This is a genomic window from Brevibacillus laterosporus (assembly GCA_007833815.1).
In the GTDB taxonomy this organism is placed as follows: domain Bacteria; phylum Bacillota; class Bacilli; order Brevibacillales; family Brevibacillaceae; genus Brevibacillus_B; species Brevibacillus_B laterosporus_D.
The window spans coordinates 4,808,478-4,822,230 of the sequence record CP033464.1; the positions used below are offsets into that span (position 1 = coordinate 4,808,478).

General features: G+C 44.1%; 12 protein-coding genes. All 12 read right to left on the bottom strand.

Translation table 11 applies throughout. From position 1 onward, the window contains the following. Positions 1-21: 21 nt before the first annotated feature. The 12 genes from EEL30_23695 to plsX all read right to left on the bottom strand — a co-directional run bounded on the left by EEL30_23695 (position 22) and on the right by plsX (position 13,746). Entirely contained in the window at positions 22-297 is a 276-nt protein-coding gene (locus tag EEL30_23695; protein ID QDX95030.1) for a 30S ribosomal protein S16, read from the bottom strand. Between the two features lie 95 nt (positions 298-392). Next, positions 393-1,838 (bottom strand): signal recognition particle protein, encoded by a 1,446-nt coding sequence (locus EEL30_23700; protein QDX95031.1) that lies wholly within the window; start codon positions 1,836-1,838, stop codon positions 393-395. 11 nt (positions 1,839-1,849) lie between these two features. Further along, positions 1,850-2,188: a putative DNA-binding protein gene (locus EEL30_23705; GenBank protein ID QDX95032.1), complete on the bottom strand. Its 339-nt coding sequence runs from the start codon at positions 2,186-2,188 to the stop codon at positions 1,850-1,852. A gap of 159 nt (positions 2,189-2,347) precedes the next feature. Continuing rightward, positions 2,348-3,364 carry a signal recognition particle-docking protein FtsY gene (ftsY, locus tag EEL30_23710; GenBank protein ID QDX95033.1) on the bottom strand — a complete coding sequence of 339 codons (1,017 nt, stop codon included), beginning with the start codon at positions 3,362-3,364 and terminating at the stop codon, positions 2,348-2,350. A gap of 59 nt (positions 3,365-3,423) precedes the next feature. Next, positions 3,424-6,996 (bottom strand): chromosome segregation protein SMC, encoded by a 3,573-nt coding sequence (gene smc, locus EEL30_23715; protein ID QDX95034.1) that lies wholly within the window; start codon positions 6,994-6,996, stop codon positions 3,424-3,426. 618 nt (positions 6,997-7,614) lie between these two features. Then, a complete protein-coding gene (locus EEL30_23720; GenBank protein ID QDX95035.1) occupies positions 7,615-8,304 on the bottom strand; it encodes a ribonuclease III in 690 nt (229 codons plus the stop codon). Positions 8,305-8,337: 33 nt separating this feature from the next. Further along, positions 8,338-9,579 carry a beta-ketoacyl-[acyl-carrier-protein] synthase II gene (fabF, locus tag EEL30_23725; protein ID QDX95036.1) on the bottom strand — a complete coding sequence of 414 codons (1,242 nt, stop codon included), beginning with the start codon at positions 9,577-9,579 and terminating at the stop codon, positions 8,338-8,340. Positions 9,580-9,708: 129 nt separating this feature from the next. Next, positions 9,709-9,942 carry an acyl carrier protein gene (acpP, locus tag EEL30_23730; GenBank protein QDX95037.1) on the bottom strand — a complete coding sequence of 78 codons (234 nt, stop codon included), beginning with the start codon at positions 9,940-9,942 and terminating at the stop codon, positions 9,709-9,711. Between the two features lie 53 nt (positions 9,943-9,995). Continuing rightward, positions 9,996-10,742, bottom strand: a complete 747-nt coding sequence (gene fabG / locus EEL30_23735; GenBank protein QDX95038.1) for a 3-oxoacyl-[acyl-carrier-protein] reductase — start codon at positions 10,740-10,742, stop codon at positions 9,996-9,998. Continuing rightward, positions 10,736-11,695, bottom strand: a complete 960-nt coding sequence (gene fabD / locus EEL30_23740; GenBank protein ID QDX95039.1) for a [acyl-carrier-protein] S-malonyltransferase — start codon at positions 11,693-11,695, stop codon at positions 10,736-10,738. The genes fabG and fabD overlap by 7 nt, the downstream gene beginning before the upstream one ends. Positions 11,696-11,722: 27 nt before the next feature. Then, positions 11,723-12,736, bottom strand: coding sequence for a ketoacyl-ACP synthase III (locus tag EEL30_23745; GenBank protein QDX95040.1), 1,014 nt, complete (start codon positions 12,734-12,736; stop codon positions 11,723-11,725). Next, on the bottom strand, positions 12,733-13,746 hold the full coding sequence (gene plsX, locus EEL30_23750) for a phosphate acyltransferase PlsX (GenBank protein QDX95041.1): 1,014 nt from the start codon (positions 13,744-13,746) through the stop codon (positions 12,733-12,735). The genes EEL30_23745 and plsX overlap by 4 nt, the downstream gene beginning before the upstream one ends. Positions 13,747-13,753 lie beyond the last annotated feature (7 nt).

A 13,753-nucleotide genomic window follows, 5' to 3' on the forward strand; every position in this document is an offset into this window, starting at 1 on the left:
CTAAAGATCACCGTCCCAATCTTACTTCTTGCCGAATTTTGCTTCGTGTACTTTCGCAAGTACGCCTACTTGAGAAAGCAAGTTACGAGCTGTATCGGTAGGTTGTGCTCCGTTCATGATCCATTGTACAGCTTTCTCGCTGTCAATGTTAACCACTGCTGGTTGAGCAACTGGATTGTAATAGCCGATCTCTTCAATGAAACGACCATCACGTGGGGAACGAGAATCCGCAACTACCACACGGTAGAAAGGAGCCTTACTAGAACCCATGCGCTTTAGACGAATTTTAACTGCCATGTTGTTCACCTCCTAAAAGAATCAACGATAAACGTTGTATGTGTCTATATATCTGAACTATCGCTTTTATGAAGCGAAGAGAGTTCAAGCTTACATTATTTAAACGGATTAAATGGGAAGTTGAAGCCGCCGCCTTTTTTATCGTCGGTACCTCCACCCATGCCGCCGAACGGATCGATCGGTGGCTTTCCTTTAAACGGAAGGAATCCGCCTTTTTTCTTGCTTTTCTTTTTCATTTTGTCCGTCATGCCTGTGAATTGCTTCATCATTTTCTTCATATCTTCGAACTGTTTAATGAAACGATTCACTTCCTGGATTGTGGTTCCGCTACCGGCTGCAATACGCTTGCGACGGTTTGCATTCATGACGTCAGGGTTAGCACGCTCTTCTTTTGTCATCGATTTCACGATAGCTTCTGTACGAGCGAGTTGCTTTTCATCCACCTTTAGATCTTTCATGCCCTTCATCTTGTTCATCCCAGGCAACATACCCAAGAGGTCCTCAATCGGCCCTAATTGGCGCATTTGCTGCATGGAATCCAAGAACATGTCAAAGGTGAATTCCCCTTGGCGCATTTGGCGCTCCATCTCTTTTGCTTTATCCACATCGACGTTTTCCTGTGCTTTTTCAATCAAGCTCAGTACATCGCCCATGCCCAAGATGCGTGATGCCATACGATCTGGATGGAATGCTTCTAAAGCATCAAGCTTTTCACCCATCGCTGCGAACTTGATCGGTTTACCAGTCACTGCTTTAACGGAAAGGGCTGCACCACCACGTGTGTCTCCATCTAACTTAGTAAGAATCACACCCGTAAGCTCTAGTTGATTGTTAAAGCTCTCTGCTACATTGACTGCATCTTGACCAGTCATAGCATCGACAACCAACAAAATCTCATCTGGCTTTGCCACTTCACGCACTTGCTGAAGCTCTTCCATGAGAGTCTCATCAATATGCAGACGACCTGCCGTATCAAGAATCACATAATCGTAGTGATTTTCTTTGGCATGTTCAATCGCTTTCGTAGCGATTTCTACCGGACTTACTTGATCACCCATTGAGAACACAGGGGCATTCAACTGCTCACCTAGTACTTGTAGCTGCTTAATTGCAGCAGGGCGATAAATATCACAAGCGACTAGCATTGGCTTGCGATTTTGCTTTTGTAATAGCTTAGCCAGTTTACCGGTCGTGGTTGTTTTACCCGCACCTTGTAGACCAACCATCATAATAACAGTCGGCGGTCGGTTGGAGACAGCAAGCTTGGAGACGTCACCGCCCATAAGCTCAGTCAGCTCTTCATTTACCACTTTAATAACCATTTGTCCTGGCGTTAAGCTTTTCAACACATCTTGTCCAATTGCACGTTCCTTGATACGAGCGACAAATTGTTTCACGACTTTAAAGTTAACGTCTGCTTCCAATAAAGCGAGACGCACTTCACGCATCGCTTCATTCACGATGGTTTCGTCAATTTTACCTCTGCCACGTAGCTTATCAAAGGCGCCCTGCAATCGGCTTGCCAAGCTTTCAAATGCCATATGTGCCCCTCCTAATCCATCTCTGACAGTTGGCGGAGCAAGATAAGCAATTCCTCTCTCGTATCGTCCCCACCTGTCGCTTCTACCAGATTGATCATCATCTTCACAACCTCTTGACGCTGTTCATGCTTCGCTGTCAACTTCAGCTTGTCGTCATATTCATACAGCTGCTTTTCAGCTCGCTTGATATGATCATAAACGGCTTGTCGGCTTACTTCATGCATTTCTGCAATCTCGCTTAACGATAGATCATCCAGGTAGTAAAGCTCAAGGTATTCACGTTGCTTTCCTTTTAGTAAGGAAGCATAGAAGTCAAATAAGAGATTCACTTGATTCGTTTTTTCCAGCATGGAACCAATCCTTTACAGTTAGATCGGTTGCTACTGTGTAAAGTCTTTTTACTTTACAGAGCCAAGTAATATACTATACAATCCTGCGCCTACTGTCAAGTGTTTTTGTTGACATTAATTTTTTTCTGTATAAATTCTATAAAAACAGCGTACTTATGCTTACTTTTCTTGATCGGATTCAGCTTCCTGCTCCACTTCTTTTTCAATCAGGCCAGCAAATAATGCATGGACGAATTGCTCTGGATCAAAGGCTTGCAGATCATCCATTTTCTCGCCTAAACCTACATACTTCACAGGGATATCCAGTTCATTACGGATAGCAATAACAATACCACCCTTTGCGGTTCCATCTAGTTTGGTCAATACAATTCCTGTGACACCTGCTGATTGCCCAAATGCCTTTGCTTGGTTCATTGCATTCTGCCCAGTCGTAGCATCCAGCACCAACAATACTTCATGTGGGGCGTCTGGGATTTCACGTTGTAAGACACGGAAGATTTTATTTAGCTCTTCCATTAGATTTACCTTGTTTTGCAAGCGTCCTGCCGTATCGCAAAGAAGAACATCTGCCTTACGTGACTTAGCCGCTTGTACCGCATCAAAGATAACAGCTGCGGGATCAGCGCCCTGCTGGTGTTTGATCACATCTACATCGACACGATTTCCCCACACTTCCAACTGTTCAATGGCTGCCGCACGGAACGTATCCCCAGCAGCTAATACTACTTTTTTCCCTTGTTGTTTAAACATATGAGCCATCTTACCAATGGTAGTGGTTTTCCCTACACCATTTACCCCTACGAATAACACAACGTTTAAACGTCCTTCTTCTATTTGTAATGCCGTATTGTGCGCATCATCATTACGTAATAAGTTTACCAGCTTTTCCGAAAGAATCGGTTGCAAATCAAGAGCATTCTCAATCTTGTGCTTCCGTACCTCGCTACGCAAATCATCAACGAGCTCCATCACTGTATTTACGCCCACATCAGCTGCAATCAGAATTTCTTCTAATTCTTCAAAGAAATCCTCATCAATCTTTTTATAACGACGAACTAAATCCTCTACCTTTTCTACCAAAAGATCTCTCGTTTTGGTTAACCCATCCGTAAACTTCTGCGTTACCTCTTCTGATTTTTTAACGATGGAATCACGAAGTTTCTTAAAAAAGCTCACAAATGACCCTCCTTGAATGTTGTCTCCTGTTTTTCATGATGCTTTGAGTCTATATGCGCCTATGAGGCGGATTCAACAAGTTTTTTCGTCTCTTCTAGTTTAACAGATACCAGTTTGGAAACGCCGCCTTCCTGCATTGTAATACCGTACAAAACATCAGCGCTTTCCATGGTTCCTTTCCTATGTGTAACACAAATAAACTGGGTATCACTGCTAAAGTGGTGCATGTATTCTGCAAATCGGCTGACGTTGGCTTCATCCAGAGCGGCTTCTACCTCATCCAACACACAGAATGGCACTGGCTTCACACGCAAGATGGCAAATAAAAGGGCCATAGCGGTTAATGCGCGCTCGCCTCCCGATAACAATGCTAAGTTTTGTAGTTTCTTGCCAGGTGGTTGAGCTACAATATCAATTCCTGTTTCCAGCAATCGATCTGGTTGTGACAATAAGAGATCCGCTCTACCTCCCCCAAACAACTGCACAAACACATCCTGGAATTGGACTCGAATTTCGTCAAATGTTTGTTGGAAACGACGTGACATCTCTGTGTCCATCTCAGCAATCACCTGATACAGCATCTCTTTTGCTTCTATTAAATCAGCTTCCTGTTTACGTAAGAAATCTAATCGTTCCGTTAGACGATCATACTCTTCGATCGCTCCCAAATGTACCGTTCCTAGTGCAGCAATTTGCTTTTTCAATCCGTTTACTACCACCTGTTGTTCAGCAATATCTCCTAGCGGCGGATATTTCTGTTTTGCTAGATCAAAACTCAGCTCGTATTCTTCGGATAGTTTGCTGAGCAAATGATCCAATTCCACTTCATAACGGTTACCCTTCACTTCTTCCACGTGTAGCTTCTCTTCAAGTGCTTTCACTTGTTTACGAATCTCTTTTACTTCAAGCTCCAATTGCTCCTGCTTAGCAAATAAACTAGCTCGATCACCACGTCGTTCAGAAATCAAGTTGGCAACACGGTCCTTATCTTGGCGAAGCTCAGTGATTTTTTCATCCAATTCTCCAAAAAACGAATCATTATTATCATCTAGGCTATGTAAATCCATCAACGCCTGATTTGCTTCTTCCCATTCTTTCGTCAGCAAGGCACGTTGTTCACGCAAGCGCTCTACCTGTTCTATGCGCGAAGCATGCTCCTGCTTCACTTGAGCCACCAATACCTTCAGACTGGTAATCTGCTCATTCATTTCTTCCTTGCTGAGCATATGCTCTTTTCGTCTTGTTTCCGCCGTCGCGATAGCGGTTGTAAGCAAGTGCTCTTCTTCCGCTAAACCGTCCAATTGCTGAGTAAGTTCAGTCAGCTTATGCCCAGCATCACTCATCTCTTTCTGATAAAGGGCCATATCCTGATCGAGTACAGCCATACGTTCACGTATTGATTTTCCGGATATCTCCGCTTGTTGCAATAAACCTTTTAATTCCTGTTCACGCAAACGAAGAACTTCGCCCTGTTCACGTAATTTTTCCTGTTGATCTTCTGCTAGTTTAGCTGACTTTATTACCTCTTCCATGCTAGCCTTTTTCTGCGTAATTTCATTATGCAAAGTATCTAACATGGCTTCTAATTCTTCCACTTGACGATTACGTCCAAGCAGATTGGCGCTGTTTTTCTTCACGGCTCCACCTGTCATGGAACCACCTGCGTTAACAATATCACCATCTAACGTGACCACTCGATAGCGGTAATGACAACTTCTCGCAACACGGTTTGCTTGCTCTAATGTCTCAGTGATAATCACGTTACCAAGCATAGACTCGACTACCGCCCGATAAGCTTCATCAAAGGAAACAAGACGACTCGCAATTCCAACCACACCGTTTTCATGGCGCAACTGTCGTTCATCTTCACTAGTAAGCGAACGGGACCGAATCACGGATAGTGGTAAGAAAGTAGCACGCCCCAAATTGTGCCTTTTCAAGTAGGAAATCGCTTCACGTCCAGCTGCCTCATCGTTTACGACCACGTTTTGCAACGCCCCACCTAATGCAACTTCAATAGCTGTTTCAACATTACGAGGAACCGTCATAAGCTCAGCAACCGCTCCGTGAATTCCATTCATGCCTTTTTCACGAGCACGTAAAATTTCTTTAACACCCTGCTGGAAGCCAGCAAAATCATGTTGCATCTCTTTTAACAGATCCAATCTGGAACGTGTAGCCTCGCGTTGCTGTTCAAGGCGGTGTATTTCTTTTTCTGCTTCTTCCATCTGTTGCTCTTGTCCGCGGGTTTCGGCTATGAGTTCGCGGAAACGGGTTAAGGTCGCATTTATTTTCTGCTCAATGGTTGCAAGCTCAGCAGCATATCCCTCTCCTGTATTCACATGAGAAGACTCCTCGTTACCTAAACGATCACGGTCTGCTTGCAGACGCTCCATTCTCGCCTTGCTTGTATCTCGTGTCTGTTCTTGATGGCGGATATCATTACGGAGACGAGCCATTTCATTTAGCTTGTCGAAGTAATCGCTCTTCAGCTTTTCTAAGTCATCCGTTAAACCACGCACGACCACTTGAAATTCGGATTCTGCCTTCCTTAGTTGGCCTTCCGCTTCACGCATCTTGCCTTTGGCTTCTTCGCGACGTGTCTCTTCCGTTGTCAGTTCTTCCTCTAGGGTATGTTGCTTCTCGGTTAAACGATGCATTTGCTCCATCGTTTGCTTGCGATTGGCTTCTAGATTTCTTTTACGTTCCCGTAATACCTCACGGCGGCCTTCCACCTTCTCCGCCTCTTCACTAACCGTGAGCAACACCTGCTGCAACTCTTCAATAGATTGGTCGATCTGATTAACCTTATAACGAGCCTGCTCCAGCTCAGCTTCTTGTTGCCCTGCTTGTGTGGTACGCTTAGCTAACTGATTTTCAAGATCCGTCGCCTGTCGTTTCGTTTCTTCCCATTTGGTATGCGTCTGTTCAATTTGTTGCACGTAGAGCGCTACCTCATGTTGGATTAGTTTTTCATGCAAGCCTTTGTAGGTTTTTGCTTTTTCTGCTTGCTCCTGCAAAGGACCTACCTGCTCTTCTACCTCATTGCGGATATCATAAATGCGCACTAAATTCTGTGTCGTCTCATCCAGTTTCTTTTCTGCTTCTCGCTTGCGAGTTTTATATTTTACAATTCCGGCTGCTTCTTCAAAAATGCCCCGGCGATCTTCTGATTTCGTACTAAGAATCTCTTCAATTCGTCCTTGTCCAATGATGGAGTAGGCTTCTTTTCCTACGCCGGTATCCATAAACAGTTCCATGATATCTTTTAATCGGCAGGAACGCTTGTTAATAGAATAGTCGCTGTCCCCTGAACGATAGACTCGACGTGTAACGGTCACTTCGGAGTATTCGGTATCCAAAGAGCCATCCGAGTTATCTAGGGTTAAAGATACTTCCGCGAAATTTACCGGTTTGCGCGTATCGCTACCAGCAAAAATAATATCCTCCATCTTGGAGCCACGAAGCGACTTGGCGCTTTGTTCACCAAGCACCCAACGAATCGCATCCGATACGTTGCTCTTGCCGCTACCGTTTGGACCAACTACCGCAGTCACTCCCGGTACAAACTCCAATTCGGTCCGGTCTGCAAACGACTTAAAGCCGATCAGTTCCAACCGTTTTAAATACATGATAATCTCCCCTAAACATACTCAATCCTCTTTAACTCTCCTAGTTTATCACAGATGACCCATTTGGCGTAGGGTGACTTGGGAAATACCTGATTTTCTAGCGTTTTTTCGAGTCATTCCTCATAACCTGCTTTCCTGAAAAAACTGCTCTATCTCGGCTTTCACGAAAGAAGGTTGTTTTCTTTTACGAGCTAATTCATCCATGCAAGCATTATGAGCAATTCGGAATAACCAAGCAGAAAATTAGAACCAAGTTCAAATTTGTGCAAATGGTAATAAACTTTTATGAACACTGGAATACAGTTTCACTTTGTATTTATCAATAATGGGAGCAAAAGCTTGTTGATTACCTTGTAACACAAGCTTTATAAGCTCAGAATCATCATGCATGATGTTATCCTCCTGTCAAAAGAGGGCACTGGTTTGTGAGCCTTTTTGTGTGTTCATTGTGTTCATATTGTAGAACTCCGTTTCACAAAAAACTTACACCTTATTAAAAATAATTTGAAAAAGAATACAGCAACTGATCATACATAAAAAAGACTAGACCCCTACTTTGTATATCAAACAAAGTAAAAGCCTAGTCTTTTTAAACATCTGTACAGCTAGTATTATGGATTACCCTTTTGTTCCAATTTTCATGAGAGCAAGGGCAGCAGCGCGCTGTTCTGCCTCTTTCTTAGAACGACCGGAGCCTACTCCCAACTGATTGCCATTCAATATCACTTCTGATACGAATTCACGATTGTGGGCAGGTCCTCTCTCTTGCAAAATGCGATAAATAATTTCTCCCAAGCTGTCCTGTTGAACAAGCTCTTGCAATTGACTTTTAAAATCGGTCACTTGTGTAAATTCACCCTTATCAATGCGCGGATACACATATTTTTCTAGGAACTGAAAAACTGCATCCAAGCCTTGATCAAGGTACAAAGCGCCGACAAAGGCTTCAAAAACGTCAGCAAGAAGAGCTGGACGTTGACGTCCCCCTGTAAGCTCCTCACCTTTTCCCAATAATACTAGTTCTCCAAAATAAAGTAATTCCGCAAACTTGACGAGTGACGGTTCACATACGATCGCCGCACGAAGCTTGGTCATTTCACCCTCGCTCATTTTCGGGAACATTTTGTATAAAAATTGGGAGACCGTTAGCTCCAACACCGCATCACCCAAAAACTCTAAGCGTTCGTTGTCGGAAATCCGTTTGCCCCTTTGCTCGTTCACATAGGAAGAATGGGTGAATGCTTGCCGCAACAAGGACTCATCAGTGAATACGATTCCAATTTTTTCTTGCAGCCCTTTAAAATTCATCCCTCTCACACCTTCCCTCACCGAATGCATACCCTACTCCGCATAACGTTTCAAAAGAATGGTCGCATTATGCCCACCAAAGCCAAACGTGTTAGACAAAGCATATTCTACTTTTGCCTCTCTTGCTTTGTTTGGTACATAATCCAGATCGCATCCTGGGTCAGGGTTCTCTAAGTTGATGGTTGGAGGTAAAATCTGATCACGCAGAGCATAAGCAGTCGCCATCGCTTCGATAGCTCCTGTTGCTCCCAGCAAATGACCTGTCATGGATTTTGTAGAACTCACAGCCAGCTTGTATGCATGCTCGCCAAATAGGCTCTTAATCGCTTTTGTTTCAGCCAGATCACCAGCTGGTGTAGATGTACCATGTGCATTGATGTAGTCCACTTGCTCAGGAGACACACCTGCATCTTTTAGCGTATGTAACATACAGCGTCGTGCACCATCTCCATTTTCAACAGGAGCAGTAATATGGAACGCATCAGCGCTCATACCGTAGCCAATAATCTCAGCAATAATTGTCGCACCGCGTTGTTTAGCGTGCTCTAATTCTTCCAAAACTAATACCCCAGCTCCTTCACCCATAACGAAACCATCTCTACCTTGATCAAAAGGACGACTTGCCTTTTGTGGATCATCGTTGCGTGTAGACATCGCCTTTAGTGAACAAAAACCCGCCATACCCATCGGACGAATCGTCGCTTCTGTTCCACCTGTAATCATCACATCAGCTTGATCATACTGAATGAGACGGAAAGCGTCACCAATTGCATTCGTACCTGTTGCACACGCGGTGATTGCACTTGAAGTTGGCCCTTTGGCACCCAACTCGATAGAAGCAACCCCAGAAGCCATATTAGCGATTAGCATAGGAATAAAGAATGGGCTAACACGACGTGGACCTTTCTCCATCAGAATCTGATGTTGTTCTTCCCATGTGCTAAGTCCACCAATCCCAGAACCAATATAGACGCCAATACGCTCGGCATTCTCATCAGTAATGGTTAAATCTGCATTCTTTACTGCTTCTTTCGCTGCTGCCAGACCAAACTGCACGAAACGGTCCATACGCCGCGCTTCTCGTTTATCCATATATTGTTCTGGGTCAAAGTCCTTTACTTCTGCTGCAATCTTCGTGGCGTAATCGGTCGTGTCAAAATTCTCGATATGACTTATCCCTGATTTACCTGCCAGCAGGTTCTTCCAAAGAGTTTCTGGTTCTTTTCCAAGTGCTGTAATACACCCAAAACCCGTAAGGACTACTCTACGTCTCATGTTCATTCACCTCTATATTAAATCAGCTTGCGCATCCTATCTTACGTTATTAATAAGTACGTTTGTTGAAAAAATCACTTATTTGCGTAAAGGGAGAAGCCCCGTCGAAACGGAGCCCCTCCTTAGCGATTACTTGTGGGAAGATATGTAATTAACTACTTCACCCACAGTAGTAATTTTTTCTGCATCTTCATCAGAGATCTCAAGGTCGAACTCGTCTTCCAATTCCATAACAAGCTCAACTACGTCAAGGGAGTCTGCCCCTAGATCTTCTTTGAAAGAAGCTTCCAACGTTACTTTGTCTTCGTCTACACCTAAACGGTCGATGACGATTTTCTTTACTCGATCAAGAACTTCTGCCACTTACTTCACCCCCTCTCAACGTATTATACGGGATGTCTCTAGTAAAAACCAGTTTACATATACATGCCGCCGTCTACATGCAAAGTCTGCCCTGTCATATAGCTAGATGCATCAGATGCTAGGAAGAGTGCCACATTGGCAATTTCGTCAGCCGATCCCAAACGGTTAAATGGAATTTGTGCTAGAATCCCGCCCTTAACATCCTCTGGTAGAACATCTGTCATATCCGTATCAACAAATCCTGGAGCTATGGCATTCACTTTAATGTTTCGTGAGGCCAGTTCACGAGCGGTGGTTTTGGTTAAACCAATGACCCCAGCTTTGGCAGCCACGTAGTTAGCCTGTCCTGCATTCCCTAATACACCTACAACCGATGTAATATTGATCATGCTTCCGCTACGTTGTTTCATCATTGGACGAGTCAGCGCCTTCGTCATATTAAATACACCTTTTAAATTGACGTTAATAACATCGTCCCATTCTGATTCTTTCATACGCATTAAGAGATTATCTCTAGTAATTCCTGCGTTATTTACGAGAATATCGATTTTACCAAAGCGCTCTAACGCTTCTTTTACCATATTCTCCGCTTCCTCTGTATTTCCCACGTTGGCACGAATCATAATTGCTTCACGACCCAATTTTTCGATGTCGGCCACTGTTTCCTGAGCCTTCGCTTCGTTTCCTGAGTAGTTAACAATGATATTGGCTCCTGCTTCCGCATATTTTAGTGCAATCGCACGGCCAATTCCACGAGAAGCTCCCGTAATCAAAGCTACTTTTCCTTCTATCATTAACATGCTTCTCCTCCTACGAATTCAGTGAGTGAATCCATGTCTTGCAGGCTAAAGATTTTTATGTTCGCATCTTTTGGTGCAATTTTTTTAACCAGACCAGCTAATACTTTTCCTGGGCCGATCTCGACAAATGTAGTCACTCCTTGCTCGATCATCCAAGCAACTGAATCTTCCCAGAGAACAGGAGAAGATACCTGTTCAACCAATCTTGTAGCAATTTCGCTAGATCCAGTCATAGGGCGTGCCGTAACATTCGTCACAACAGGTACATTAGCATCTTTTATTTCGATATCAGCTAAAACAGCTTGTAGAAGCTCAGAAGCTGGCTGCATCAAAGAAGAATGGAAAGGTCCGCTAACATTTAGTGGCATGACGCGTTTAGCGCCCGCTTCTTTTGCCAATACGCCTGCTTTTTCTACACCTTCAGCACTACCTGAGATTACAATTTGTCCTGGGCAGTTCATATTGGCAAGCTGAACAGGATATCCGGCTTCCGTCACTTGTTCGCAAATGCTTTGCAAGTTTTGGCGGTCCATATTCAGTACAGCTGCCATAGCCCCTTGACCAGCAGGCACGGCTTGTTCCATAAATTTTCCACGAGCTCGTACGGTCTTAACTGCATCTTTAAAGCTGATCGCCCCAGCAGCAACCAGTGCAGAATATTCACCCAAACTGTGTCCTGCCACGAAATCCGGCTTCAGATCAGGTCGTTTTTCTTGCAAAGCGTTAAGAACAGCTACGCTCATGGTCAAAATGGCTGGTTGTGTGTTTGCTGTCAAACGCAGTTCTTCTTCAGGTCCCTCAAAGCATAGGTGTGAAAGCGAGAAACCAAGGGCTTCATCCGCCTGACTAAAAATCGCTTTTGCCGCTGTTGATTCTTCACACAACTGTACTCCCATTCCGACAAACTGAGAGCCTTGTCCTGGAAAAACAAATGCTAGTTTACTCAAATCCATTCGACTCCAATCCCTGTGTACTTCGCTTTATTCGTCGCTTTGTTCACGTGTGCACCATGTAAGCAGTGCAGCCCCCCAAGTCAAACCGCCACCAAAACCAACGAGAATGATGTTGTCTCCTTCTTTTACTCTACCTGCTTCGATTGCTTCATCTAATGCAACCGGAATAGAGGCAGACGACATATTTCCATAGCGATCCAAGTTAACCACTACTTTATCTTCTGACAAGCCAAAACGTTTCACAGCTGAATCAATGATACGCAGATTCGCTTGATGTGGTACCAACAGATCAATCGCTTCTTTATCTATACCTGCTTTTGTCAGAACAGTTTCGGTTGAGCTGTTCATCATACGCACGGCAAATTTGAATACTTCATTACCAGTCATGGCCAGATAGTGCATTTTATTCTCTACGGTTTCTTTAGTAGCTGGATAACGTGAGCCACCAGCTGGCATAGATAACAAATTTCCGCCAGAACCGTCCGCACCCACGTCAAATGCTTTAAAGCCCATTCCCTCTGGAACAGGACCAAGAACAGCCGCCCCTGCACCGTCACCAAACAATACGCATGTATTGCGGTCTTCATAATTTGTAATTTTGGACAATGACTCTACCCCAATTACCAACACATAACGATACATGCCATTCGCGATAAATTGTGTAGCCGTCGTCACCCCGTAAATGAAGCCTGTACATGCCGCCGAAAGATCAATAGCTGCCGCTTTTTTTGCACCCAGTCTATCTTGTAATAGGCATGATGTAGATGGGAAGGAATGGTCAGGCGTTACAGTTGCCACAATGATCATGTCAATTTCTTCGGCACTTATTTTCGCTTTATCTAGCGCTCTTACAGCAGCTTCATAGGCTAGATCTGAAGAAGCCTGGTCTTCCGCACAAATCCGGCGCTCACGAATCCCTGTACGAGAGGTAATCCATTCGTCAGAGGTTTCTACCATTTTTTCCAAATCAGCATTACTTAACACTTTATCAGGTGTATAAGAACCTGTTGCCAGGATTCCTACAGGACGTAATCCATTCATTCTTTTTCCCCTTTTCCGCTATGATCGATCTGCAGCTCCTTTAAAATGAGCTGATTGACATCAGATTTGCAAAAACGTGCCGCTGCAAGCAGAGCATTTTTAAAAGCTTTTGCATCGGATGAACCATGCGCTTTAAAGACAGGACGCTTCAATCCAAGCATCGGCGCACCACCGTACTCTGCATAGTCCATGCGGTTAGCAAAGCGTTTTAGACTTGGTTTTAAAATAGCAGCAGCCAGCTTATTCATGAAGGTGGAGGTAAGTTCGCGTTTTAACTGGGAGAAAATCGCCAGTGCCGTTCCCTCTGTATTTTTTAATAAAATGTTGCCAGAAAAGCCTTCGCATACTAGCACGTCGCAAGCGTCCTCTAACAGATCACGTGCTTCTACGTTGCCAATAAAATTCACCGGACTTTCTTTTAGTAAAGGAAAGGTACTTTTCGCCAGCTCATTTCCTTTTGCTTCTTCTGTGCCAACATTTAATAGTCCAACGCGTGGTTGCTTTATTCCTAATACTTTTTCTACGTAAAGGCTACCCATAATGGCGTATTGGACTAAGTGTTGCGGTTTGGCATCCATATTAGCACCAACATCAAGCACTAAGGTAACGCCACCCTTAATCTTTGGTATCATCGCAGCAAGGGCTGGACGCTCAATACCTTTCATACGTCCGGTAACCAGTAATCCAGCTGTCATCAGTGCACCGGTGTTTCCAGCAGAAATGACTGCTTCTACTTCCTCTTGACGTGCTAGTTCAACAGCTTTAACCAAAGAAGAATCTTTTTTACGGCGCACAGCTTTGACTGGCTCTTCATCTGTTGCTATCTTTTCAGTTGTATGTAAAATCTCAATATTAGATGGATGGGGAGTAGGCAAATAACTACCAATAGCTGATTCATCCCCAACTAAAACAATTTGCAAGGAGGGTTCAACAGCGATAGCCTCCAGAGCTCCTTCTACAGCACTGCGGGGTGCATGATCGCCCCCCATGGCATCAAGTGAAATACGCAAGTACATT